At 39.1% G+C, this 24,952-nt stretch carries 30 protein-coding genes; 12 read left to right on the top strand and 18 right to left on the bottom strand.

From position 1 onward, the window contains the following. Nucleotides 1–3: 3 nt before the first annotated feature. The 4 genes from HII17_RS02465 to HII17_RS02455 form a co-directional block, all read right to left on the bottom strand. Nucleotides 4–693 carry a flagellin gene (locus HII17_RS02465; protein WP_169073724.1) on the bottom strand — a complete coding sequence of 230 codons (690 nt, stop codon included), beginning with the start codon at nucleotides 691–693 and terminating at the stop codon, nucleotides 4–6. Nucleotides 694–813: 120 nt separating this feature from the next. Further along, nucleotides 814–942, bottom strand: coding sequence for a hypothetical protein (locus HII17_RS19165; RefSeq protein ID WP_268969126.1), 129 nt, complete (start codon nucleotides 940–942; stop codon nucleotides 814–816). A gap of 89 nt (nucleotides 943–1,031) precedes the next feature. Continuing rightward, nucleotides 1,032–1,763: a tetratricopeptide repeat protein gene (locus HII17_RS02460; protein ID WP_235938616.1), complete on the bottom strand. Its 732-nt coding sequence runs from the start codon at nucleotides 1,761–1,763 to the stop codon at nucleotides 1,032–1,034. A gap of 94 nt (nucleotides 1,764–1,857) precedes the next feature. After that, entirely contained in the window at nucleotides 1,858–3,759 is a 1,902-nt protein-coding gene (locus HII17_RS02455) for an ATP-binding cassette domain-containing protein (protein WP_169073723.1), read from the bottom strand. A 97-nt stretch (nucleotides 3,760–3,856) separates the two neighbouring features. On the opposite strand from HII17_RS02455, the gene HII17_RS02450 reads away from it, so the two are divergent. Further along, nucleotides 3,857–4,051: a YheV family putative zinc ribbon protein gene (locus tag HII17_RS02450; protein WP_328824441.1), complete on the top strand. Its 195-nt coding sequence runs from the start codon at nucleotides 3,857–3,859 to the stop codon at nucleotides 4,049–4,051. A gap of 23 nt (nucleotides 4,052–4,074) precedes the next feature. On the opposite strand, the gene HII17_RS02445 is transcribed toward HII17_RS02450, so the two are convergent. Together HII17_RS02445 and HII17_RS02440 are read right to left on the bottom strand one after the other, a co-directional pair. Next, nucleotides 4,075–4,308 carry a SlyX family protein gene (locus tag HII17_RS02445; RefSeq protein WP_169073722.1) on the bottom strand — a complete coding sequence of 78 codons (234 nt, stop codon included), beginning with the start codon at nucleotides 4,306–4,308 and terminating at the stop codon, nucleotides 4,075–4,077. After that, the gene (locus HII17_RS02440; RefSeq protein ID WP_235938615.1) at nucleotides 4,290–5,246 is read right to left on the bottom strand and encodes a WD40 repeat domain-containing protein; all 957 of its coding nucleotides are present in this window, start codon (nucleotides 5,244–5,246) and stop codon (nucleotides 4,290–4,292) included. The genes HII17_RS02445 and HII17_RS02440 overlap by 19 nt, the downstream gene beginning before the upstream one ends. 166 nt (nucleotides 5,247–5,412) lie before the next feature. Here HII17_RS02440 and HII17_RS02435 point away from each other — a divergent pair, with 166 nt between their 5' ends. Both HII17_RS02435 and HII17_RS02430 read left to right on the top strand, forming a co-directional pair. Beyond that, nucleotides 5,413–6,201, top strand: a complete 789-nt coding sequence (locus HII17_RS02435) for an FKBP-type peptidyl-prolyl cis-trans isomerase (protein ID WP_169073721.1) — start codon at nucleotides 5,413–5,415, stop codon at nucleotides 6,199–6,201. Between the two features lie 114 nt (nucleotides 6,202–6,315). Continuing rightward, nucleotides 6,316–7,554, top strand: a complete 1,239-nt coding sequence (locus tag HII17_RS02430; protein ID WP_169073720.1) for a glycosyltransferase family 4 protein — start codon at nucleotides 6,316–6,318, stop codon at nucleotides 7,552–7,554. Here HII17_RS02430 and HII17_RS02425 read toward each other — a convergent pair. Continuing rightward, complete coding sequence (locus HII17_RS02425; RefSeq protein ID WP_211185225.1) at nucleotides 7,551–8,435, bottom strand: S1/P1 nuclease; 885 nt, start codon at nucleotides 8,433–8,435, stop codon at nucleotides 7,551–7,553. The genes HII17_RS02430 and HII17_RS02425 overlap by 4 nt on opposite strands. A gap of 262 nt (nucleotides 8,436–8,697) precedes the next feature. Between HII17_RS02425 and HII17_RS02420 the strand changes: the two genes are divergently transcribed. Continuing rightward, the gene (locus HII17_RS02420) at nucleotides 8,698–10,515 is read left to right on the top strand and encodes a S8 family serine peptidase (protein ID WP_169073718.1); all 1,818 of its coding nucleotides are present in this window, start codon (nucleotides 8,698–8,700) and stop codon (nucleotides 10,513–10,515) included. Nucleotides 10,516–10,585: 70 nt separating this feature from the next. On the opposite strand, the gene HII17_RS02415 is transcribed toward HII17_RS02420, so the two are convergent. From HII17_RS02415 to HII17_RS02405, 3 genes are all read right to left on the bottom strand, one after another. Then, entirely contained in the window at nucleotides 10,586–11,284 is a 699-nt protein-coding gene (locus HII17_RS02415) for a 2OG-Fe(II) oxygenase (protein WP_169073717.1), read from the bottom strand. 81 nt (nucleotides 11,285–11,365) lie between these two features. Next, nucleotides 11,366–11,779, bottom strand: coding sequence for a hypothetical protein (locus HII17_RS02410; protein ID WP_169073716.1), 414 nt, complete (start codon nucleotides 11,777–11,779; stop codon nucleotides 11,366–11,368). A gap of 127 nt (nucleotides 11,780–11,906) precedes the next feature. Continuing rightward, nucleotides 11,907–12,287, bottom strand: a complete 381-nt coding sequence (locus tag HII17_RS02405) for a DUF3718 domain-containing protein (protein WP_169073715.1) — start codon at nucleotides 12,285–12,287, stop codon at nucleotides 11,907–11,909. 548 nt (nucleotides 12,288–12,835) lie between these two features. Between HII17_RS02405 and HII17_RS02400 the strand changes: the two genes are divergently transcribed. The 5 genes from HII17_RS02400 (at nucleotide 12,836) to HII17_RS02380 (ending at nucleotide 16,425) form a co-directional block, all read left to right on the top strand. Then, complete coding sequence (locus HII17_RS02400; protein WP_169073714.1) at nucleotides 12,836–13,978, top strand: serine hydrolase domain-containing protein; 1,143 nt, start codon at nucleotides 12,836–12,838, stop codon at nucleotides 13,976–13,978. A 9-nt stretch (nucleotides 13,979–13,987) separates the two neighbouring features. Next, a complete protein-coding gene (locus HII17_RS02395; protein ID WP_169073713.1) occupies nucleotides 13,988–14,380 on the top strand; it encodes an MmcQ/YjbR family DNA-binding protein in 393 nt (130 codons plus the stop codon). A gap of 260 nt (nucleotides 14,381–14,640) precedes the next feature. Continuing rightward, entirely contained in the window at nucleotides 14,641–15,273 is a 633-nt protein-coding gene (locus tag HII17_RS02390; RefSeq protein ID WP_169073712.1) for a flavin reductase family protein, read from the top strand. Between the two features lie 8 nt (nucleotides 15,274–15,281). Next, entirely contained in the window at nucleotides 15,282–15,722 is a 441-nt protein-coding gene (locus HII17_RS02385) for a thiol-disulfide oxidoreductase DCC family protein (protein ID WP_328824440.1), read from the top strand. Further along, nucleotides 15,688–16,425: an SDR family NAD(P)-dependent oxidoreductase gene (locus HII17_RS02380; RefSeq protein WP_169073711.1), complete on the top strand. Its 738-nt coding sequence runs from the start codon at nucleotides 15,688–15,690 to the stop codon at nucleotides 16,423–16,425. Before HII17_RS02385 ends, HII17_RS02380 begins: the two co-directional genes overlap by 35 nt. A 25-nt stretch (nucleotides 16,426–16,450) precedes the next feature. On the opposite strand, the gene HII17_RS02375 is transcribed toward HII17_RS02380, so the two are convergent. From HII17_RS02375 to HII17_RS02350, 6 genes are all read right to left on the bottom strand, one after another. After that, the gene (locus HII17_RS02375; protein ID WP_169073710.1) at nucleotides 16,451–16,666 is read right to left on the bottom strand and encodes a TIGR02450 family Trp-rich protein; all 216 of its coding nucleotides are present in this window, start codon (nucleotides 16,664–16,666) and stop codon (nucleotides 16,451–16,453) included. Next, nucleotides 16,659–17,216, bottom strand: a complete 558-nt coding sequence (locus tag HII17_RS02370) for a CIA30 family protein (RefSeq protein ID WP_235938614.1) — start codon at nucleotides 17,214–17,216, stop codon at nucleotides 16,659–16,661. Before HII17_RS02370 ends, HII17_RS02375 begins: the two co-directional genes overlap by 8 nt. Nucleotides 17,217–17,238: 22 nt before the next feature. Then, on the bottom strand, nucleotides 17,239–17,502 hold the full coding sequence (locus HII17_RS02365) for a DUF3081 family protein (RefSeq protein WP_169073708.1): 264 nt from the start codon (nucleotides 17,500–17,502) through the stop codon (nucleotides 17,239–17,241). 10 nt (nucleotides 17,503–17,512) lie between these two features. Further along, nucleotides 17,513–17,764 (bottom strand): DUF6482 family protein, encoded by a 252-nt coding sequence (locus HII17_RS02360; RefSeq protein ID WP_169073707.1) that lies wholly within the window; start codon nucleotides 17,762–17,764, stop codon nucleotides 17,513–17,515. A 176-nt stretch (nucleotides 17,765–17,940) separates the two neighbouring features. Next, on the bottom strand, nucleotides 17,941–19,053 hold the full coding sequence (locus HII17_RS02355; protein WP_169073706.1) for an ABC transporter substrate-binding protein: 1,113 nt from the start codon (nucleotides 19,051–19,053) through the stop codon (nucleotides 17,941–17,943). A 73-nt stretch (nucleotides 19,054–19,126) separates the two neighbouring features. Next, a complete protein-coding gene (locus HII17_RS02350; RefSeq protein WP_169073705.1) occupies nucleotides 19,127–20,023 on the bottom strand; it encodes a LytR/AlgR family response regulator transcription factor in 897 nt (298 codons plus the stop codon). A 112-nt stretch (nucleotides 20,024–20,135) separates the two neighbouring features. Here HII17_RS02350 and HII17_RS02345 point away from each other — a divergent pair, with 112 nt between their 5' ends. Continuing rightward, nucleotides 20,136–21,416 carry an acyltransferase family protein gene (locus HII17_RS02345; protein WP_169073704.1) on the top strand — a complete coding sequence of 427 codons (1,281 nt, stop codon included), beginning with the start codon at nucleotides 20,136–20,138 and terminating at the stop codon, nucleotides 21,414–21,416. Between the two features lie 62 nt (nucleotides 21,417–21,478). On the opposite strand, the gene HII17_RS02340 is transcribed toward HII17_RS02345, so the two are convergent. Together HII17_RS02340 and HII17_RS02335 are read right to left on the bottom strand one after the other, a co-directional pair. Continuing rightward, the gene (locus HII17_RS02340) at nucleotides 21,479–22,354 is read right to left on the bottom strand and encodes an alpha/beta hydrolase family protein (RefSeq protein WP_235938613.1); all 876 of its coding nucleotides are present in this window, start codon (nucleotides 22,352–22,354) and stop codon (nucleotides 21,479–21,481) included. Nucleotides 22,355–22,437: 83 nt separating this feature from the next. After that, the gene (locus tag HII17_RS02335) at nucleotides 22,438–22,839 is read right to left on the bottom strand and encodes a rhodanese-like domain-containing protein (protein WP_169073703.1); all 402 of its coding nucleotides are present in this window, start codon (nucleotides 22,837–22,839) and stop codon (nucleotides 22,438–22,440) included. 50 nt (nucleotides 22,840–22,889) lie between these two features. On the opposite strand from HII17_RS02335, the gene ftrA reads away from it, so the two are divergent. Together ftrA and HII17_RS02325 are read left to right on the top strand one after the other, a co-directional pair. Further along, nucleotides 22,890–23,906 (top strand): transcriptional regulator FtrA, encoded by a 1,017-nt coding sequence (gene ftrA / locus HII17_RS02330; RefSeq protein ID WP_211185223.1) that lies wholly within the window; start codon nucleotides 22,890–22,892, stop codon nucleotides 23,904–23,906. A gap of 89 nt (nucleotides 23,907–23,995) precedes the next feature. Beyond that, a complete protein-coding gene (locus tag HII17_RS02325) occupies nucleotides 23,996–24,949 on the top strand; it encodes a S41 family peptidase (protein WP_169073702.1) in 954 nt (317 codons plus the stop codon). Nucleotides 24,950–24,952 lie beyond the last annotated feature (3 nt).

Raw genomic sequence — 24,952 nt, 5'->3', positions numbered from 1 at the left:
TGATTAAACTAGCTGATTAATCAAAAGACCTTTGCGTGCTTCTTCATCTTTTTTATTAATTATGGCAGTTTGTAATAAGGTATTTACTTGTTCTTGTTCAGCGGTTGTCTTTGCAAAGTCGGTGTCTTGTATACGTGAACGAGCTGCACTGACATTGACTACCGATGTTTCATAAGTTGATACTTGGCTTGTTAAACCATTGCTTTGTGCACCTAAAGCTGAAGTCTGTTGGCTTATTGCGTCATAAGCAGTTTCTAAAGCTGCTTGCGTTGCAGCAGGGTCTGTAGCATCTAGACCTGAAAGAAAGTTAGGATCACCCAATACTTCACCGGCAATGGTATTGACTTGCTCAGCAATTTGGTCCAATTCGCCTTGAATAGCCGTTGGATCATTTAATGGGCTGCCTGATTGCACGGACAGTTCACCGGCTCTTTGTAAGCTATCATTAATCGCGGAAAAGCTAGCTTCTTGAATATTATTTAGATTGATCTGATCTTGAGCATTTATACTCAGCTGAGTATCGCCATTAATTTGTGACGAAAGGCGATTGGCAATTTGTAAGCCAGCAGGATCATCTGCTGCGCTATTAATACGTTTAGCGCTAGCAAGCTGTTCTTGCTTCTCTTCTTGCTCTTTGCGCAAGCGTTCAATCACGCTGAGCGTCGGTGATTGTTGATTTATAGATAACGCCATGATGACTAACTCCAATTTCCGCATCAATTTTGAGTATAGCAAATTTGACGCAGGAATTGTCTATAAAATAATCAATAGCTCATAGTTAACACTGCACTATTACCTATTACATTGTATAAACTAGTTATTTTCAGCAATATTCTTCATAAAGAAGTAAATATAAAAACCACAAATACCTAAAACAATTGCTAGCCCGCCGAATGAAAACCAAAACACAGGGTCGTTGAAAAATGATTGTAGAATGTCCATGACACGCTCCTTATTTTGTAACTTGTTAGTATTGTAAATAAGGAGCGAAATTGAATTGTGATTTAGATCAAGCCAGCAAACTTTTCTCGTTAATTATTTGCGCTTTTTGCTCTTAATTCAGCTTGTGCTAATAGGTTTTGATAAAGCCTTTCTGCTTGTTCTCTGCCGTCCTGAATATCTTTAACAGATAGCTTTCGCTCATCCAAAATACGGCTTTTTTCAGCGGGCTCATAGCCATTAAAAGAAGCAATGGTATTCCAAATATATGATTGTTTTGTACTTTTATCTACACCTTTGCCTTCAAAGTGCAATAAGGCTAGGTTAAATTGCGCTAATGCATAATTCTGCCTTGCGGCTTTTTCATAGCTCTTCGCAGCTTTTGCATAGTCTCTATAAGTACCTGTGCCTTGGGCGTACATCACACCTAAATTAAACTGTGCGCTAGCTAGGCCTTTATCAGCGGCTTTTTGGGTTAACTCAAAAGCGGTTTTACTATTTTTTTCAACTGGGTCGCCTTCTGTGTACATTAGTGCTAATTCAAATTGCGCGTCTGGGTAGTTTTGTTCAGCTGCTTTTGAAAATAATTCAAATGCCTTTTGCTTATTTTTTCGCATTCCCCAACCATTTTTATGCATTAAAGCTACTTGGTATTGCGCAGGAGCGTAACCTTCTTCTAACAGTGGAGTAAATTCTGCTAAGGCAGTTTTAAATTGGCCGCGATTAAGTTCGAAAATACCGGCTTTTAAGTCGGCAGCTGCGCCAATAAATGTCATTGAAGATAGTGCAATTGCCACAGCGGCGATGGTAGTTCTTTTCATCATTAACCCTCTTGGTTTGCCATGAAGCTATTATCGTTAGTGTAGCAAAGCATATGAATAATTCCCGTTTAAGATCATCTGTTTATCGAAAGCTACTTTAAGAAGGATTGAGTATCTCGTCAATTTTTTCTTCCAAATCAAGCCATTCCATTTCGGCTTCAGCAATATCATCCGCTAGTTTGGCTTGTTGTTTGAGTAGTGATTGCAGTTTTTCTTTGTCATCAGATTGGTATATACCTCCGTCGGCAAGAATAGCTTCAATTTCTTCGAGTTCTTCTTGCCACTTTTCCATTTTCTGGTTGATTTTATCCACCAGTTTTTTTAGTGGTGCGGCTTTTTTTCTAAGCTCTGCTTGCTGCTGGCGTTGCTGTTTTTTATCAATATTGGTGGTCGGCGACTTTTGCTCATTAGCTTTGGCTGTACTTGCTTTTTTATCGTCATTTAGCCATTGCTGGTAGTCGTCAATATCGCCACTAAATTCACTCGCTTTACCTTGGCCTACTAACCAAAATTCATCGACACAAGATTCAAGTAAGTAGCGATCATGCGCAATCAAGATAATAGCACCTTCAAAGTCTTGAAGTGCCATTACTAACGCTTGCCGCATTTCGAGGTCTAAATGGTTGGTGGGCTCATCAAGTAGCAGTAACTGTGGTTTTTCAAGCACAATAAGCGCTAACACTAAGCGAGCCTTTTCGCCACCCGACATGGTACTTGCTAATGCCAGTGCTTGGTCTCCGCTAAAACCGAAACTACCTAAGTGGCTACGCGCATCTAATTCACCAAAGTCTGGTTTGGCGCGCAAAATATGCTCTACCGCTGTAGAGTTTGCATGTAATTGTTCCAATTGATGTTGAGAGAAGTAACCAATATTAAGCTCTTGAGCACAAAAACGTTGGCCTTTAAGCAATTCGATTTCGCCAGCCAGTGATTTGATTAAGGTCGATTTACCTGCGCCATTTCTGCCGAGTAAGCCAATTCGAGAACCTGGGACTAAGGTAATATTTATGTCATTTAAAATGATGACATCACCATAACCACAGTTGCTATCGGTTAGCGATAGAAGAGGGTAGGGTAGATGATCTGGTTTTGCGAAGTTAAAGGTAAATTGACTATCAACATGTGCTGGTGCCAAATCGGGCAGTTTTTGTAGTCGCTTTAATCGACTTTGTGCTTGTTTTGCCTTACTTGCTTTGGCTCTAAAACGATCGACGAACTTTGTTAAGTGTGAGATTTCTCTTTGTTGTTTTTGGTAGGCCGCATCCTGCTGCGCTAAATGCTCGGCGCGTTGACGCTCAAATGCAGAGTAGTTTCCTGAATAGAGCTTTGCTTTTTGGTGCTCAATATGAAGAATTTGTCCAACAACATCGTCTAAAAAGTCGCGATCATGCGAAATAAGCACTAAGGTGCCGTCGTATCGTTTAAGCCAGCGTTGCAACCAAATTACTGCATCTAAATCTAAATGGTTGGTGGGTTCATCGAGTAGCATTAAATCGGCACGGCTTATCAATGCTTGCGCTAAGTTCAATCGCATGCGCCAACCACCAGAAAAGCTTTTGACTGGGTTGCTTAGTTCTTGCTGACTAAACCCTAAACCGTGCAGAAGTTCACCAGCTCTAGCAGGTAAACTATAACCATTGATAGTGTCTAATTGGTTGAGTAATGTCGCTTCCAGGTTGCCATTGCCATTTTCTCGTGCTTCATCTAATTGTTTTTCAATAGCACGGTATTCTGTATCGCCATCGATAACATAATCTAATGCACTACAGTCTAATGCGGGTGTCTCTTGTTTAACAGTGGCAATTGTCCAGCCACTAGGCAACTTGAGCTCGCCTTTGTCAGGCTGTAATTGCGTTAGAAATACTGAGAATAGTGATGACTTCCCACATCCATTGGCTCCAACAAGTCCAACTTTATGGCTTGCGTGAATGGTAAATGTAGCATCAGTAATAAGCGCTTTTGCACCTCGAAAAACGTGCAAACCTTGGGCGGTAATCAAGAATATATCCTCAGGAGTATCATTAACGTTATTGTCGCTTTTACCGCATCGATGTTTCAAGTTAAAATAACGGAGAAATCAACGATTGAGATAAAATGTGAAGAAACGATTTATTGCCGGCGCTGTTTGTCCTAAATGTAAAGCAATGGACACGATGGCGTTAACTAAAGAAAACGGTGTAGAAAAGGTCACTTGTGTTAGCTGTGGTGAACAAATGACCCAACCTGAAACGCATGTTGAAAAAGAAGTTCGTCCCACTGAGCAGGTTATTGGTATCTTCAAACAAGAGTAAGCGGTTCTGCTTCGCCGCTTTAGTTAATAATGCGGCGGAGGCGGCTCATCTTCCGCTTTTACTAAATTTGTCGGCGCCATGTCTTTTACGCGTTTGGCAATAAACTGCATGTTTTCTTTTAGCTCGGCAATACTTGCCTGATGAATGGCAATTTCTTTATTGAGTTGCTCGATAACATCTTCTTGAAAAGCATTTTTTGCTTCTAATGTTTCGATACGCTGTTCTAATTGCGCAATTTCTATTGGGGTAGTGGCCATAATTCGGCAAATCCAGATGAGCTTTCAGTGATAAAGTGCTTATTATCGCGAAAAGCTGCGCTGTAAACAACGGCTCCGGCCGGACGAATGTCTTCTCTTGGCGTAACTCGCCAGCTTTTAAGGCGTTGCCCTGTGCCAATATTCCATAAACTTACCTTACGAGTAGGAGCTCCAGTTAGCAGTTGACTACCATCAGGCGAAAAGCGCACTGAGCTGAATACTTCTTGACGATTGGTATATTTAAGGCTGTTAACCAACTTGCCAGTACGTAAATTCCATATATGCGCATCTTTTTTGCTGTCAGCGGTAAATGCGTACCTGCCTTGAGGATCTAGTGCGACTTTGGTCACACGACTAGGGTGGTTGAATTGATAGATAACTTGCCCTGATTGGGTGTCCCAAACATAGGCGACAAAATCATTACCCCCCGAGATAGCAACTCGGCCATTAGGTAACATATCGACAGTATTGATTTTTTCGCTATGACCTAAGAATTCTAATCGACGGCCAGAAGCCATAGTGACATGTACCACGGTGCCGTTAGTTTTGCCAATAAGGAGGTGATCGCCATTATTAGAAGTCGCTATGTCGCGAATGGTAGACTCTCTAACTTTCCAATACCCTTCAGATTCGCCTGTATTGACGTTCCAAAGTGAAAAGCTTTCTTTGTTTGCGGTCAGTACATGAGAGTTATTGTTAGCGATATCGACAGCAAGTACTAAGTTGTCCGCGCTATCTTGCTGCTGTGACCAAGTGTATTTAAGGGCGTTTTTTTCTAAATCCCAAACACTAATACCGTGATGAATAGACGATACCGCGCTGACGGTACCGTCATTAGAGATGTCGGCGGCATATGCACCTTCGGCAGCATGGCGCCAACGCTCTATTGGTTGGGTATCTGCTGGCTGACAACCTGTAACTAGAGCGATTAAAATCATTAATTTACAAAAGGAAAACAAGCGATTACTAAACATCAACATTTAATACTTTTTTCTCATGACAATAGTGGTTAGTATAAGTGTTTTTTTACGCTATTGAACAACAATAATAAAAATCGCGGTTCCTCTCGATATTCACTTATTCGTTCAACTTATGGAGAACTTAATGAAATTGTTTAAACCAACCTTGGTTGCAATTGCACTTGTTTCTGTTTTTGGCTGCCAACAAGAAGCCAAACAAGAAGAAACAGCAGCGGTAAAAACTGCAGTATTAGAAACTGAAATAGAAAAGCAAGCTTACGGTCTAGGTGCATCAATTGGTATGTATATGGAGCGTAATTTAGAAGAACACACTAAATTAGGCCTTAATTTAGATAAAGCACTTATTATTAAGGGCTTTACTGAAAGTTTAGATGGTCAGTCTCAAATTCCTCAAGAAGAAGTTAAAACCTTGTTGATGGCGTTAGATCAGCAAATGAAGACTAAGCAGCAAGAACTAGCGGCTAAGCAATCTGAAGCTGCATTAGCTGAAGGTCAAAAGTATTTAGATGAAAACGCTAAGAAAGAAGGCGTGATGACGACTGAATCAGGTATTCAGTATCAAGTACTTACTGCAGCTGAAGGTGAAAAGCCGGCAGCAACAGATACGGTTAAAGTTCACTACACTGGTACATTTATCAATGGCGAGACGTTTGACAGCTCTGTAGAACGCGGTCAGCCTGCGGTATTCCCATTAAACCGTGTTATCCGTGGTTGGACTGAAGGCGTTCAATTAATGTCAGTAGGGTCAAAGTTCAAGTTTACTATTCCTTCAGACTTAGCATACGGCCCAATGGGTAATCCTCCTCGTATTCCTGGTAACTCAGTGCTTAACTTCGAAATTGAATTATTAGAAATTCAAAAGCCGGAGCCAGCACCTGAAGTAGGTGCACAAGCTGCAGATTCAGCACAGTAAATAAAAATGTTATTTTAGAAAGCCAGCACATTTGCTGGCTTTTTTATTGGTAAATTTTTGTCTTTCTACCTTTTCGCATACAATAGCGCTACTTAAAGTTCTCTAGTCGTGTATATGAAATCTTTGCTAATTATTGGTTGGGTTTGGCCAGAGCCAAACTCATCTGCAGCTGGCAGTCGAATGTTGCAACTCATTCAGCTTTTTCAGTCATTAAATTATGACGTTACTTTTGCAAGCCCTGCACAAGAGACGGAGCATATGGTGGATTTGGCTGAATTGGGAGTCGTAAGTGCGGACATTAAATTAAACTGTGATAGCTTTGATGATTTCATAAGTTCGCTGCAACCGGATGCGGTTATGTACGATCGCTATATGATGGAAGAGCAATTTGGTTGGCGCGTCGCAAAATATTGTCCTAACGCGCTTCGTATATTAGATACTGAAGACTTACAAAGTTTGAGGAATGCACGACATCAAGCGTTTAAACGTGAAAAATGTCTAGACAATACAGATCTAAATACCGAACTGGCCATACGAGAAGTCGCCGCAATTTTTAGGTGTGATTTAACTATTATGATTTCGCCTGCGGAAGTGGATTTATTAGTTTCTCACTATCAAGTTCCGACCAATTTATTGTGTTACCTACCTTTTATCTATGATCAAGAAATGCTTGTTCGTCGTTCAAAAGGTTTTGAAGAACGGCATCATTTTATTTCGATAGGTAATTTCAGGCATGCGCCCAATTGGGACTCCGTGCTGTGGTTAAGGCAGCAAATTTGGCCGGAAATTCGTAAACAGCTACCTGCAGCTGAGCTACATATTTATGGTGCATACCCACCGAAAAAAGCAACGGATTTGCATTGCCAAAAATCAGGATTTTTAGTTAAGGGTTGGGCAGAAGATGCCTTAGCAGTGATGGAAAGTGCTCGGGTGTGTCTAGCGCCATTACGTTTCGGTGCCGGTATAAAAGGCAAGCTCAGTGACGCCATGTTATGTGCGACGCCGTCAATCACAACAGATATTGGTGCTGAAGGTATGACAACCGAGCACGGCTGGCCAGGAGCAATTGCCAACTCTGTCGATACTTTTTCGGCGCAAGCTATAGCGCATTACCAAGATCAAAACTTGTGGGAACAAGCAAGTAAGCAAGCGGTGACTAACCGTCAGCAGTTATTTAATAAAGTCGCGTTTGAATCGAGCTTTGCCGAGCAGTTACAAGAAATCGAAGTAAACTCAACGCAACATAGATTGCAGAATTTTGTTGGCTTAATGTTGAATCATCATTCCCATAAAAGCACGCAATACATGTCGCAATGGATTGCCGCCAAAAATAAGTTGCCTGCAGAAAGTTAAAGTAATGTCTCTAAACGATGCGCTAAACGAATAGCCGCCTGCTGTACACGTTGATTAATCAACTCTCCATGCTTGGCCAAATATGCCTGATCAATGACAATTGGTTGTTGCTTAATAATTTGGCATTCGTTTTTATGTTGGTGACAATACTTTGTAGTCGCTTTTCGGGCAATTTCGAGAGACTCGTTGGCCCAATCAAATACGCTGGTGTTCTGCCATCGTGATTTGTTTTCTTCGCTAATTTGAGAAAGTTTCCCAATGAGTACTTGTTTTTGTCCATCCAGCTTTTTCTTTGAGGTCTGATTAGAGAGTAAACATTCATCCCACAGCCAATGCATTGACTTACATCTAATGTCTTTGCCAATGACTTGTGTTTTATTACCGCCAAAATCACTAGCAAAGCTGACATGCATGGGTTGATGAATATCACCTAGCCAATGACCTAGAAACATTAAAGCTTTTACTTTTTCATTGGGCTGTTGGCTAGTTGCCAATATGTTTTCATGGAAAGGGATTGCTTGAGTAATACAGTCCTTTTGACAACTTGATGCAGTGACTTTTTTTTGAGTTCGATTAACATTAACGTAGTGCCAAGGTTTTAGAGATTTAAATTGTGGCTCATTTTTTACTGCATCAGGCCAAGTACAGGCTTTACCCAATGTGATTTTAGAGCTTGTATCTGCATAATTATATTGATTGATGCGTATTCGCGTTTCTTTTGTTAAGCCGCCGAGCAGGACATCAACTTTATGTTGTGTAGGTAAAGTTAATTGCTGGAAAGCAATATCACAAACTATCTGGTGACCTAGTTTGCCTAGGGCAAATGAATTAAAGCTTACGATAAAGAAACAGCCATAAATAAGGGTACTGACTATGCGCATTTTAAAAATTTCCAATATTGATTCTTAACTTAGTTCTCATAATACTGCTCAGACCATTTTATAACTAATTGAAATTTAAATAATTAGTGATTTGATCTTTATCAATGTAAATAAAATGTAAATATTGTATTAGAAAATGATTAATAAATACTCTATGCTGATTTAAGCAGCTATCCCAAAGTTGTCTAAAATTATAATTATAAATTCTTAATAAGCGAGCAAACATAAGCTTACTTAAGATTGAAATCAGAGAGTAGTACCTATGAAAAAATTATCTATTGTAGCGTTTTCAGTATTGAGCGCACTTTCAACACAAGCACTAGCGGAAAGAGTTATCGTTCAAGTTGATAATGACAAAAAGGGCATTATCAAAGCATTAGTTAATAAAACCGGTGGCCAAGTAAATATTGATTCAAATGGTTTTGTTGCCGCGACATTCGACAGTAAAGATCTTTCATCAATTAAAGGCTTATTAAACAACCCACATATAAAGTTAATTGAAGTAGATCAGCCTCGTAAGTTATTAGCTCAATTCAACGATGATGTTGGTAACCCTGCAACTGAACAATTAACGCCTTATGCAGTATATCAATCACAAGCAGACCAAGTCTCTTTTGATGCTAGCGCTGGCATGAAAGTATGTGTTATCGATTCAGGCTTAGATCACACCAACCAAGATTTCATCTGGAACCGTATTACAGGTGATAATGATTCTGGTACTGGTAACTGGAATGATCACGGTGGCCCTCACGGAACACACGTAGCAGGTACGATAGGTGCAGCTGATAACAACATGGGTGTTGTTGGTATGGCACCAGGTGTCGATATGCATATCATCAAGGTGTTCAATGCGGAAGGCTGGGGCTATTCTTCTGATTTAGCACATGCAGCTAATTTATGTGCTGACGCTGGCTCTAACATTATTAGCATGAGCTTAGGTGGCGGTGGTGCAAACTCTACTGAAGAAAATGCATTTAATGATTTCGTTGCTAATGGCGGCCTAGTAGTAGCAGCAGCAGGTAATGATGGCAACAACGTTCGCTCATATCCTGCCGGTTACTCTTCAGTGGTTATGGTCGGTGCAAATGACGCTGATAATAATATTGCAGACTTTTCTCAATACCCAAGTTGTACAACGGGTCGTGGCAAAAAACAGCGTACTGACGAAACTATTTGTGTAGAAGTTACTGCTGGTGGTGTTGATACCTTATCTACTTACCCAGCAGATATGGCTACATCTTCTTCATTATCTGCAGACAGCGTAGCATATGCGTCTTCTGCTATGGAAAACAGTGGTAGCGAAAGTGGTAGCACTTATTTCATGGGAACTGCTGAAGCGATTGATGCAAATGCGGCCGGCAAAGTATGTATTATCGACCGCGGTAATATTTCATTCCACGATAAAGTGAAAAACTGTGAAGACTCAAATGGTATTGCAGCGGTTATCATTAACAATGAAGCGGGCATGTTATACGGCACGTTAGGTGATACTAATGCCACAACAATTCCTGCTGTTGGTGCAGCATTTGAAGATCGCGCGGCAATCACTTCAGCGTCAACAGCTTCAGTTGATATTTCAACAAGCGACTATGGCTATATGAGTGGTACTTCAATGGCAACTCCTGCTGTTTCGGGTGTTGCGGCATTAGTATGGTCAAATTTCCCTTCATGTACTGGTGAAGAAATTCGCTCAGCATTAAAAGCAACAGCACAAGATAGTGGTGCTGCAGGTCATGATGTTAACTTTGGACACGGTATTGTTAAGGCCAAAGCTGCATCAGATTACCTAACTGCTAATGGTTGTGCTGGTGGTGATAATGGTGGTGGTGAACCAGGTGGCGATTTCACCTTATCTGCTAATGGCTACAAAGTGAAAGGTTCACAACGTGTAGATTTAACGTGGGCTGGTTCAAGTGCAGCTAATGTAGATGTTTATCGTGATGGTAGCGTTATTGCTACCACATCAAATAATGGTAGCTATACAGATAACTTAAACCGTAAAGGTGGTGGAAGTTATGATTATCAAATCTGTGATGCAGGGACAAGTACTTGTACAACGACAGTAACTGTTAACTTTTAATACATATTAGAATGAAAAAATCCGGCCTAGCGCCGGATTTTTTATTTTCATGCTATTAGCATTCTAGTTTTTATTTATATAGCTCTGATGCCGGCTTATAGCTAATCCAAGAAGCTAATACATATTTATCATTTGATATTGGCGTAGTGCCACGATGAGTGTGTGTAAAGCCACAAGGTGATAGCACTATACTGCCTGTGGTTGGTTGAATACTTGCTTGTTGATATAGAAATTCTGTCTGCCCACCCTCTTCGACATCGTTTAGGTAAATTAGCCATAAAAGCACGCGGTGCAGGCTTTTTTGTTCTGGATCGCTAGGATGCGGGTAATGTTCAGAATGCCAATGACCGAAGTTACCTTCACCTTGTTGATATTTTTGAAGGTTAATCGCATCAAAGCTAAATATTGACTGAATTATATTGGCTAATTGTGGCTCTAAAAGTGTTGTAACGTCTTGGGCTGTTAAACTACGAAGCTCACCAGAGCTTTTATCGGCAAATTGTGGAGCAAGTGCGCCCACTAATAAGTGAGGATAAGCCTTAATGTATTGTGTGAGCGCTTGTAACAGTATTTGGTTAACTTTTTCGACATCTTCTTGCCACTCACTCAATTGGGAAATATGTAAATCAAGGCTGTTTTTTTTAGTTGTGTCTACGCCTGAACCTATTCGACCTTGTGTTGCGCGTTTATCTTGTTCAAATTTATCAATTAGGTATTGGCAAAAGTCTTTATTTATTGCTTGTTTAAATTCGACAATAAAGTGCTGCATGGATAGAGTCCGTCGTTTTCTTTTATATTAACAAATATTTTACAAATATACGGGGAGATAAGGACATTTTTTCGTTCAATATTATGGACAGATGTTGTTCGCGAATTCCATATTATTCGTTCGCCGACATTGAAGTGCTTGAAGGCCTTTTGTTATTTGCCATAGATTATTACTACTTTTAGCGAGATGAAATTGGTAATAGATTGCTGCCATGGCGTCATCTAATAAATCATTGTTGATAATTTCTACCACGAGCGTTTGGTCACTGGTGCGGCTTTGCATTATTGATATATTCCTAGCCTCCAATAAACGTAATTGGGCCAGAAGTGATTCATTGATATGCGCATTGGCCATGTTATTTGGGTAATTATCGATATTTATTGCTTTGAAGCTTTTAAGTGCAATTGTCGAGGCAATTGGCAAATGTTGTTGATTTGGCGATAGGACGCAAGAAAGCAAACCGCATAACAGTAGAATGGACAGCAATGAGCGCATAGCAAAAATCTAAACAAAGGTTGATAGATAAAGCATAACGTCATCTATAACAATTAGCGAAAAAGAAAGGAGCCTGTGCTCCTTTCTTAGCGATGAAACTAGTTTGCTAATATTTGGGTGTCGTTAGTTAATTCGCAGTAGAAACATAGATCACTTTTGGTTTAGCAGTTTTATTTGCAACATCTTTTATCGTTACTGATGGGTTTACTTTATTAACGCCGTAACTTAACCGGTTTAAGTACTCAAACGTGTTTGTTGCTTGATATTTAAAGGCAAATTTAGCTGCTGACATATCATTGCAGGCAATATTATTGATATGTTGTCGGCGTTCTTTTACACCAAGTTGTCGTATTACACGTTTTACACCCTTTGCATCGTCATTACCTGCTTTAACGCAGAGCTTGGTTTCCAGTGAATTATCCATCGCAACAAATTGATATTGTTGAGCCATACTTGTTGAAGCAAATATGAGCCCTGCAGAAAAACTTACCAGCTTTATTAAGTTCATTTTCATCTCCTTAAATAAAAATTTCCTAACATACGGTAGTGGCCATCTCTGCAAATCATGTCTCGGTGAAGGCAAGGAGCTGGAGAAAACGTCTGGCTCGACTAAAGCAATTCCAATTTGCTTGCCTTAGTTGTAACAGGTTAATGTGTACGATTGATGTCGTAGAGTTGTCGAAATGTAACTGTGTGTAGTAAAGCTTGTTCGATGAAATATCTACGTAACTTTTATAAGATGAATTAATCAATGGGCAATGGTTAATGTTTTATTAAATCATTCTGCGGTAAATCAGTGGTGCAAATGTATCAACTTCTTAGAAGTCAGCACTACACCAGCTATTAGAAAAGCTAAGCATACCAATAGTTATTTATGTTCAATGAACAAGAACAATATTAAAGAGCTAGCGTAATACACGTAACTAGTGGAATGTAAGGAAATAGAGTGACTTTATAATTGCTTATTATTGTGTGATGATGACCCTTATAGACAAAATTTGGTGAGTAGTTTAAGCCATTTTTAATCGCTAAGATAAAGATAAAAAAGGGATATTTGTGACTACTCGCTCATTTCAGAAAATTATAGCGTTTGCTCTTGCGATATTAATGTATAGCTGTGGCTCTGGAGGCGATGGCAATACTGTATGCGCTTGTTCTCCTGCTCCTGAATTGTACAGCTATCAAATGCCAGAAACACGGAATGATGGTTGGGATGTTGCTCACTTGTCAGATGTTAGTTTACCTGTTACGCCATTTGAAAACATAGTTAATGAAATTCGTTTGGGGCGTTACGTAAACATTAATAGCGTAGTTGTAGCTAAAGGCGGCAAGTTAGTTTTTGAAGAGTATTTTAATGGATTTTCGGTATCGACAAGACACCAATTACAGTCGGCTTCAAAAAGCATAGGATCAATTTTAGCTGGGCTTGCTATAGAACATGGCTATATATCGGACTTAGCACAACCTATTGAACAATACTTTCCAAATTATACTCGGGTTGATTGGTCTGGAGAAAAGTCACAAATTACCATTGAACATTTGTTAACAATGAGTGCTGGCTTTGATTGTTATGAAGGTACGCATGAAGCGGCAAGTTGTGATGGTGGCGAACTTAACACAGCAGATAATTGGGCATTATACACACTTCAAGCTGAGCTAGCATTTACGCCTGGTTCTCAGTTCCGTTATTTCACTGGAATTCCAATTATTCTGCACCAAATAATAGCGCGAGAAACCGATATGCCTATTGATGAGTTTGGTGAGCAGTTCTTATTTTCCCCATTAGGGATTAATAATTACACTTGGTCTCACTCGCCAGCAGGAGAAGCACTAGCTTTAGATATGCCACCACGAGCTATGGCTAAAATTGGCCAATTATTTTTAAATGAAGGACAGTGGCAAGGACAACAAGTATTAAGTGCAGAATGGATAAGAAAATCAATAGCACCGCGCTTTCAAATAGAAAACAACTTTCACTATGGTTATTTGTGGTATCAAAAGATATTTTTAGTGAATAATCAGGAGTATTTGGGCTATATGGCGTTAGGTGACGGAGAACAAAAAATCATTTTTCTTCCTGAACTTGATGCGGTCGTGACATTTACTACCAGCAATTACAGTTTTAAATCTGGTAGTGTCTTCCATCAAACAGATGAAATTTTCGAGCAATATATTTTGTCTGCATTGACGAGTAATTAGGAATTAGTGATGAGTGAAGTTGTCGCGGAAAGTTATTTATTATCAAAACCGGAAAGCTGGCTTGATTATCCTTTTGGACCTGAAGTTAAGGTATTCAAAGTAAAGAAAAAAATGTTTGCAACGCTGTCATTGGGTAAAGGAAACGAAAAAGGCACTGATGGTAAAATGGCAGGCTTTTACTGCATGAATTTAAAATGTGATCCTGAAGAGGCTGTTATGCTGCGAGATATATTTTCATCAGTAATTCCTGGATACCATATGAATCGTGCACAATGGAACACGATAATACTCGATGGTTCAATTCCTCAAGGTGAAATAGAACGAATGATCGATAACTCTTTTCTGCTTGTGGTAAAAACCATGACCAAAAAAGATCAGCAATCTATTTTAGTGCATTTGTGATTTTCACACGGGCAAAGAAAACATTTAGGATGTTTTTATATCGTTAATTTATAGGCTAAACAGGCACTAGTGCAGCGGAAGGCCATCAATGATAAGTACGATTATAATTTAGCTTAATTGAAATCTTTTCGATGGCGATGACTGAATATAGATGTTGATAACTGATCTCTCTCATTAATTTTTTCGTATTAAATCAGTAATATCACTTAGCTCACGATAATCAACATTTGCAACATTTTAACCAAGTTCAAATAATCAATATGCCTTCTAGATACCGAGCACAACTTGTTAACAGTTTGTCGGGTTTTAAGAGTGCAAATCTTATTGCAACCTGTAACGCAGACGGACAGACCAATGTTGCTATTTTTAGTTCAGTTGTTCACTTAGGCGCGTCACCAGCATTAGTTGGATTTGTTATGCGTCCTAATAACGTAGCAAGACATACGCTAGAAAACATAAAGCAAACTAAGCAATATACTATCAATCAGGTTAGTGAAAGTTTTTGGCTGAAAGCACATCAAACATCTGCACGTTATGTAGCTCAAGAAAGTGAGTTTGACTTATGTGGTTTGTCATCAAGATATTACGAAGGTATTGACGCACCATTTGTTAATGAAAGTCAGCTTCAATACGCGTTGACGTTAAAAGAAATCATCCCGATAGAATTAAATAATACGTTGTTAGTCATTGGAGAAGTAACAGATGTTTTTTGTCAAAATATGGCGATAAAACCAGATGGTTACATTGACATAGAGTCATTAAACACCGTCTCAATCTCAGGTCTTGACAGTTACCATGTCAGTCGACGACTGTCGCGCCTCAGCTACGCTAAACCCGAACGTTCCGTTCAGCGAATTCCTGTTAACGGACAAAATGAATTGAGCGATTTATAGTTATGCAAGTGACGAAAGAAAGAACTATTCTTACCATCTTTTTTGACGGTAGTTGCCCATTATGTACATTAGAAATGGATAAGTTAAAACAATATGACCATAACAATGCCATTGAACTTGTAAATATACATCAAGCTGATTTTCAATTTCATTACCCAGGCATTGATGTCGATAAAGCAATGCGGATTTTACATGGCTATTACAACGGCGAAGTATTACTCGGTTTAAATGTTACTCATCGCGCGTGGACATTAGTTGGAAAAGGGGTTTACGTAGCCCCTTTAGCGATGCCCATTTTCAAACAAATAGCACATATATGCTACTTAGTCGTAGCGAAATATAGAAAGCCAATTTCACAATTCTTGTACCGCAATTTCCAATTGGGCAAAAACACCTGTGATAAAAGGTCATGTTATGAAAAATATAACAACGCTAATCATCGGCGCTAATAGCGAGATAGCAAAAGCAATAGCACAGCAAATTGTTAACGAAGAAGCATCTCACCTCATCGTCATTAGTCGAGATACCTCTTTCTATAATCAACCGATGTTTGCCAACATTACCACTATTGAGGTTGATAGTTACCTAGAAGCAGAAATAAGTGAAGCAATAAAAAGCATCGATAGTGTATCTACTAACAAACAGATCACTAGAGTGTTTATTTGCCATGGTGTTTTACATAATCAAACATGCCAACCTGAAAAGCGACTTGAAGACTTCAATGCGAATACTTTTAATGAAATAGTTGCTGCAAACACTATTACCCCTATGTTGTGGTTAAAATATTTAGTATTGATACTTGGTGGAAAAGCGACATGTAAAATTATATTTTTTACCGCGCGTGTCGCTAGCATTACCGATAATAAGTTGGGCGGTTGGTATAGCTATAGGGCATCAAAAGCAGCGTTAAATATGTTATTAAAATCTGCGACCGTTGAGCTTAACAGACGTGCAAAAAATATTAAGTTAGTTTCCTTTCATCCAGGAACAACAGATAGCCCATTATCGAAACCTTTCCAGCGGAATGTTCCCGAAGGAAAATTATTTACTAGTGAGTTTGTTGCGAGTCAGCTAATTAATTTTACAGAAAAAATGTCAATAAATGGTGAGCTCAGTTATATAGATTGGCAAGGAAAACCGATACCTTGGTAGTGATCTGTCAGTCGTCATTGCTTTGTTATTTCCAGCCTAACTTCCACTGCTGACTGTCTTTTAATTCACGCCAATTTATAGGGTAAGTTTTTTTTGTCATTACTGCTTGAACTTCACACTCAATAACTCGATTATCTTCATCAAACTCAATGTGGGTGACAACGAAGTGTTTTTCTTTATTTAACACTGCAAGCTTGGTCCACTTACTATGTAATAAGGTTTTGGGGCTGATTTTATTCATTTAAAGAGCTACTTAAATAAAAGGTAATTCCCTTAACCGTTAAAGCAAAGGAAGTAGGTTGTTTACTAGTGACTAAAAATCCAACATGAGTGATGTTTTCTGGTTTTAACTCAGGTGCTCCAGGTATAAGCCGTCCTCTAAAAGAAGCTTGAAAATCTGACAACTTAAAAGTCAAATATTGCTCAATATTTTTACTGGCATAAAAATCTACTTTGTACGTTAGACTATAACCCTCAATTTGAGAACGAATACGCACTTGATAAAGGTTTCCGTCACCTAGCACTTGTAAACCAATCGAATCAAACTGTGTCGACAAACCCAATACGGGACGATAAACACTGCTAAATCCGCCGTTATTTTCTATCGATATATCACCAGAAAATACAATGGTGGAATCGAGAAACTTTGTGCTTCCTAATGATAGCCCGCCCATAACACCGTCGTTTATTACTTGCCAGTCAACTCCGTTAAGCTCTATACGCTCTTGAATTACGGTGTTGTCATTTTTATTCAAGTCGTCGGCAATACCACTGTTTGAAATCAGTATCAAAAACACTCCAAAATGGCCATTGTTAAACCGCATTTAAGGTAGATTGAAAGCTAAAGCGCTCTACTAATAACTCGAAAGAGGTCAAAGTATTTGGGTCTTCATAGTCGTAAGCGTACTTATTGTGGAAGTATATAGTCATAACCAAGTCTTTGTAGCCGAGATAACAGGTATAACCATCATGATCATGCCAAGCCTCAACTTCATTGAGTTTATATTTACCATCACTTTGTTTCTGACCTAGAGAAATGGCTTGGTTGAACAAGGTCAGGTACTTATGTATTTTCATAAACTTTCAATTAAAAGTAGATAGTCTGATTAGTAATCGCAGACGCAGGTAACCCACACATTTCATCGTAAGCTGACTGAAGTGTTAACTGTGCCGTATCGATTTTTTGACGTTTAAGTAATATTTTCGCTTCCGATAATGACGTGCAAATGGCAACGTCTTGTAGTGAAGGTAATGCTGTAAAGTTGTCTTTAGCGTCAGTCATCCCAACTAAATAGTGAGTTGAATCGGCAATACCGATAATTGTGGGCTTGCACTCCATAATTATATCCTCTTTGTGTCATTGTATTATTTACTACGAATAGCACGAAGAAATAGATTACTTAGTAAGCAGGAAAGCATAACCGTTAAATCGGCTTTTTAAAGTTTAAGTGATAGCGATTGTGACTAATTTGCGCTTTGAAGTATGAATAACGTTACTAAAATGTACGCTCAATCTTATTGAGACATAAGGGCCATAGCATCAAACTCATAGTTTGAATTCTTTCCTGATAAGCATTTACTTAGCAAAGATAAGTCTTTATTTATCTGACCTATATTGCTAAGTAAACCCACGTTGCTTTTATCTGCTGCCCGAAGACGATAGTTAACTATGCCTTTATTTTCGTCGAAAAAATCTAAACCTAGATAGTGATCTTTGATTAGAGCTAACAGCCATACCCCTTCAAAAACATGCCCACCAAAACTTGCCAATACTTGGTTATTTTTAATATGTGTAGCGATTTCTTTTGTCCAGTCAATGCCAACAATTGTGGGTGGAGGTGTATCCGGAAATAAGTTATGCCATTGTTGTAAGCTAGCTATTGCTAAACTGTCACTTGCACTCCAGATTCCGTGTATATCTTGATAGCGTTGAAATAACTGACTGGCCTTGTCTTCACCTTGAGCAAATGACCAGTCAGTATTTACGCCTTGCAATAGTGTTAATTGGTTATCTTCTGCCAACTTTCGACGCAAACCCTTAAAACGCATTTTAGCAACTGCACTGTGTCGGCCACCATTAATCGCGATCAATCTAGTTGGTTTGTTTTGTCGTTGTTCTGCTAAAAGTTGGGCCGCATCATAGCCTACTTGTTCATCATCTGGCGATATATGCCCCAGCCAATGCAAGTGAATAGCTCTGGGTAGTCCAATGGCTTCTTTTACCGCTGTATTTAGTGGTGAGTTGTATGACAAGAAATTAACACCATACTTTTCGGTTAATGCCATTATTCTTTTTTCAGAGCCCGTTAAAAATGGTGCAACCAAATAATCAGTCCCTTTATTTTTAATGAGTATCTTTTCAATTTTATCGGCGTAATTAAAGCGGCTTCTATTTTCATTGGGTATCAAGTGAAATCGCAAATCAATATTTAAATCTTCACTGGCTTTAATCGCTAAATTACCGAGTGTTGACCAGAAGGGACTGTTTTCGTAATCAGGCACAATAAAGGTGACAACAGGAATTGAGCTTAGTTTTAGACAAACTTGTGATGGCTCTTTAGCAAAAGAGGCTTGAGAAAATAAGCAGAGTATTAGGACAATACTCAAGTGTTTAGCGCATAATTCCACTAAATAAACCGACAGCGTTATCTTATATTTGAGTATAGCGCCAAACTCGATTATGCGTTAAGTCGCTGATATATTAAGTTAATGAAAGTTTGAAATGCTCTTTGTAACGACGAGATAGGTTGAGCACTTTGCCTGATTTCAATTTTATTTCGCTATCGCCGCTGCTTAGTGGCGTGATTGATTCGATAGCATCAAGCTTGACAGCGTGAGAGCGATGAATTCGGCAAAATCCTTTATCGATCAATTGCTCCGATAATTTCCCCAACGTTGAGCGCAGTGGATATATTCGGTCATTTATATATAAATTCACATAGTTGCCAGAAGACTCCATCCACTCAACGTCAGTGACATTGATAATAAACTCTTTACCGAGTTTTTTAACAAGTAAACGTTCAATGCTTACTGGGGCGTCGGTGGTTTTCTCTTCCTCACCTTCCTGTATAGGATTTGCTTCACCATAAAGCCTGCTTAATATAAATCGATATGCGTGTATGGCGGCGACAAAAAAGATAAAAGCCCATAAATCTTTTCGATATTCGTAAAGCATTTCATAAGCGATATTACCAAAGTCATAGCTGCCTGCTTGGCTCAAGTATATGAGTTTTCTAAGTGCAACCATAATGGCTACATGGCTCACAGAAAATAGGCTCGAAGCAGCAAAATAGATAGCTAGACTTTGCTTTATTTTTTGCCAGTTTAAAGGTGCCTTGTTCAGAAAAAATATAATACATGGAAAGAGCATTAAGGTACTTAACGCACTGGTATATTCCCAAATAAAAGGTTCCCATAATTCAAAAGGCAAATTGTCACTTTTACGTTGTGCTTCCATGACGACAGATGTAGCCAAAATGGTGGCGTTAATAATGAAATAGCAGACTAGAAACAGAATTTCATAGCGCAGTTTATTTTGCTGGAAGTGCTGTAGTTTGCTCACGATACCTTTTAAGCCCTTATTGTGAAAACGGTTCATCCCGCTATTCCACCGTTCATCCCTAACCGTTGTTTATTGAAACTATTTCGCTTTAAAGCAAGTTTAGTTAATTCATGATAACAGCATTTCATTTCAAAGGAACTGTACGGTTATGCTTTACAATGTTATCTCTAAACTTCAGCGCTATTTTGTCTTTTATCCACCGGATTCGCATTTAGCTACCACTAGACGTGTTGATTTAGATTGGCTACGCATTGGACTATTCGCGTTGTTAATTATTCATCATATCGGGATGTTCTATGTGAGTAATTGGGGCTGGCATGCGAAAAGCCAGTATCAATTTGAGTGGCTAGAAAGCGTCTTGCTGATAGTCGAGCCGTGGCGTATGCCGGCGATATGGTTGATTTCCGGTATCGCAATTCGCTTCATTTTGGCAAAGGTAAGTGTGTATCGATTGATCGCGTTACGTTCTTTGCGGTTACTTTTACCTCTTCTATTTGGTGTGCTGATAGTTATACCGCCACAGCTGTATGTGGAAATGAGCGCTAAAGGTGAAATTACGATGAGTTATTGGACGTTTATGCAAGCGTTTTATAGTAATAATTCAGGCATATTTGAAAATTATCAATACGGTATTTGGCCTCATATAGATGTTAACCATTTGTGGTATTTAAGGTCACTTTGGTTTTATTCACTTGCCTTGGTTGCGTTATTACCTTTGTTAAATAGTCAATGGCTGAATCGTGTAATTGATTGGGTCGTGGCACAACATGGCATAGTATTGATATCACTTGTTGTATTTATCGTTTTGTCGATTCAACTAAGTTGGCCAACCGATCAAACCCGGTATCCGCTTGGCTTTGCCTTTTTAGTATTAGGTTATCTTTTGGGGTGGCGGCAAGATGTTTGGCAAAAATTATCAACGCACTTGCCTATGTTGTCTATTTACTTTGTCATTGGCACGTGCACTTTTATCGCTTTTTATAATGTTGTTTGGTTAGACGTTATCAAAGGGTATAAAGTAGACGAAAGGTTGCAGCTTATTGGAATGGTTGTTTATAGCACAATGCGCGTAATTGGCGTTGCTTTTGTACTCGCTATTGCTGGTCGGTTTTTTAATAAACCATCTAAACATTTAGCTTATTTTAGTGATGCGGTTTATCCGTTTTATATATTGCATCAAACCTTAATTTTAGTCTTTGGCTTTTATTTAACGCAATTTAAGCTGCCGGCTTTGATCGAGGCAGCGGGCGTGTCTTTATTAACTATCTTAGGCTGCTTTGCACTTTTTGAAGTCATTAAAAGAGTTGAATTACTGCGTCCATGTTTTGGCTTGAAGTTGCAAAAAAAGTACTCACCTATGACAAACAAATTTGGCTATGCAGTAGGGTTATTAATGATAAGCCCATTGGCGTGGCAACTGTTAATGTAAATATATGTTTAAGATAGAAAAAGAGCATCAACTATATTGATGCTTTTTACTTTAATAACCCGTTAATGATTATCTAACCATTCAATGGCATATTGCCATAACGGTTTAGATTGGCGGCTAAAAAACTTCATATGACCAATTTCATTAAGGCCATAATTTTCAGCTTTTAGCGTTTTGGTTTGTGCTGGTAATTGTTTAAACACTGAAACCATATCGGCGACATTCTCATTGATGGCAATTTGATCATCTTCTGCGTTTATCCACATAGAGGGCATACTTAAATCATCATAATGATGACGATGAACAGTACTACCGAACGCAGTTTTCACATAACCTTGTCCGTTGCACCATAATTGCCACTGTTTGGCCACTTCTTTAGGTAACGGTTCGCCCATGCCAAGCCAATGAGATTTAGTATGGCCGAACAGCAAGTTGCTTAGAGGAATGAAAACGTTCATAAAAAAATGAGCAGAGAACTTGTAAGAGAGCTTCATATTACTTAGCTGCCCAGACGAACAGGCAAAATTGAATACCGAACTAATGTCGTGTGCATTGGGCATTAAACCTATTAATTGCCCGCCTGCACTGTGGCCAACCAAGTGATACCGGGTATCAGGAAAAGACTGTTTTAACTGTTCTAATACAGCTGGCATATCTTTTTCGCCCCAGCATTGAAGTGTTACCTCGCAATCTTTGATATGACCATCTAACGATTCGCCAATTCCACGATTATCAAAAGTGATTACACCATAGCCGTGCTCAGCTAAATGGATGGCGAAATTAGCATAAAATTGACGTTTGATACCTGTCGCTGGCCCTATTAATACAGCGCCTTTAACTTTATTATCAGGTGTATATTGGGTAGCCGCCAGCAAATATTTATCTGAGCAAGTAATCTGGATGTCAGTCTGTTTAACTTGGTTCATTTCGAATTTCATTTAGATAAGCTTATCTACACTCTAATTCTGGTCATACCAGTTTGCAAGTTTATTGCTGTCTAAAGGCCAGAAGATTTATTCCGCTATTTGCGTATTTGGTTTAGCGGAAATCCTTCATCTAACCATCCGGTGACGCCGCCTGTCATTAATTTTACAGGTCGCTCTAGTTTAGCCAAACGAATCGCTGCTTTGGCAGCACCATTGCAATGAGGTCCAGCACAATAGACCACAAATAGCGTATTTTGTGGCCATTGAGCCATTTTAGATTTAACAATCTTACCGTGTGGTAGATGTATTGCTCCTGGCACATGCCCGTTGGCAAAAAGTTCAGCATTGCGAACATCGAGTAATACAAATCCAGGTGATTCAGATTGCAGGGCTTCATGGGTATCCCAGCAATCAGTTTCAAAACTAAATTGTTTAGAAAAGTGGATGAAAGCATCGGTTGATGGTGCCGCTGGACTTGCTGTTACAGCGTTTTTCATAATGATTCCTTTTTCAATATATGTTTCGTTAAGTATTGTATGACTAAATTTTGTTCGCTAACATTGGCGGTAAAGACAGTGTTCGATTAAAAACTGACAATCAAATGAAGAGAAAACAAGTCGCCGTACTTATCTATGATGGATTGTGTTTATTTGAATTTTCGTGCGTGGCGGAAATTTTCGGTTTAGAGCGCCCAGAATTTGGTGAAAATTGGTATCAGTTTCATACAATGTCTCTAGACGGAAAACCAATAAAAACGCAATACAAAGGCAATATGGAGGCCGACTTACCAATATTGGATTGGCATGACATAGACACTATCATCGTACCTGGCTGGACTCATATCGATCAGCCTGTACCTAAGGCACTTGCTAGCACTTTAGCTAAAGCAAATACTGCAGGCGTAAGGGTTATGTCAATTTGTTCCGGTGTTTTTGTATTGGCGGCAGCGGGGTTATTAGATGGAGTCGCTGCTACAACACATTGGAAATATGCTGAAACTTTGCAGACTCGCTATCCAAAAATTGACGTGAAAAACGACGTGTTATTTATTGATAATGAACATATATTAACCTCAGCTGGCAGTGCGGCAGGTTTAGATTTGTGTTTGCATGTGGTTCGAAAAGATTACGGTAATGAGATTGTTAATAAAGTAGCCAAGCGTTTAGTTATACCGCCAGTAAGAGTAGGTAATCAAGCGCAATTTATCGAACAAGCGGTGCCCAAAAGTAAAAGCCACGCTATTGCCCCATTGCTGGATAAGCTTCGAGAAAACCTTTCTTTAAATTATAATAATGAGCAACTTGCTAAAGAAATTCATGTCACTGAACGTACTTTTTTACGTCGTTTCAAAGAAGCGACTGGTACAACACCAGGGGAGTGGCTTACTCAAGAACGTATTTACTATGCAAAAGCGTTACTTGAACAATCGGACTTATCTATTGATCAAGTAGCGGTGAAGTCAGGCTTTGGTACTGCAATGACGCTAAGGCATCATTTTCGACTAAAAATGCAGATATCTCCTCAGGCTTATCGAAAACAATTTTCGAAATCAGTTGGACTTTGAAACAATAGTTAAAAGAATTGTTGTGCAGGAGTTGATTATTTGGATCACAGCCCAACCTCTTACTAATATGTTAGTTTTTAAGAGTCGCTATGATTCAGTTACTTCGCGTTTGCATCGTTAGTTGTTATGTACTTTTTTCATTTGCGTTTGCCAATGATTTAGCGCTGAACCATGCATTAAAACAACAATCGGTTACACAAATAATTTCAGCTATTGAACTGCATTATTTGGACAGGGCGATAGCAGATAAAGTCGTTGCAGATCTTTCAAGTGACTATTTAAACTCAGCAAGTTCACCTAAAGAAACCATCCCACAATTTATTCGTCAGTTAAATAAAGATTTACTAAAAAGCAGTGGTGATGGGTACCTCACCGTCAATTTCAAGGAAAGTATTTTCATTGGCAAAGGCTTCGATAATCATGTGCTTGATAAGAAAAATGAAGGCGTCAGTGAAGCAAAATATTTATCAAACCATATAGGTTATTTGAAATTAGGCTCGTTAAAACCTAGTGATAATGTGCGTCAAGCACTAGATAGTGCGCTTACTTCGTTATCGCAATCAAAGGCATTAATTTTGGACCTTCGCCACTTAGAAGAGGCAGATATTGAGCAAGTGCAGTATTTATTAAGTTACTTTCTTCCGCGTGATACAACCCTTGCTACATTTAGTAATCCTAAGGACAATATGATGTTTACCGCTAAAACATCTGATGATATTTCCGGTGAACGATTTGATAGTTCGGTAGCGATTTATATCCTTAGCTCACCATTTTTAGAACAAGGCGCTGAGCTCCTCGCATACTCACTGCAACGTCAGGGCAGAGCTGTGGTTGTAGGTAAGCCGACCATGGGTGTAGCAATATGGCGAAAGAAAATCACAATTAGCGATAGTTTTATACTGGAAGTACCATTTGCCAAAGCGATGCTCCCTGAAAGCAATGATAACTGGGAAGGAAATGGTATTGATCCTGATGTTGATGCTGATGTCGAGCAAAGCCTTGAATTGGCTCATCAGCTAGCGAGAAGTTATCTAAACAAATAGCGA

It is taken from the genome of Thalassotalea algicola, assembly GCF_012932965.1.
In the GTDB taxonomy this organism is placed as follows: domain Bacteria; phylum Pseudomonadota; class Gammaproteobacteria; order Enterobacterales; family Alteromonadaceae; genus Thalassotalea_F; species Thalassotalea_F algicola.
This window is presented reverse-complemented; position numbering and strand designations above follow the sequence as displayed.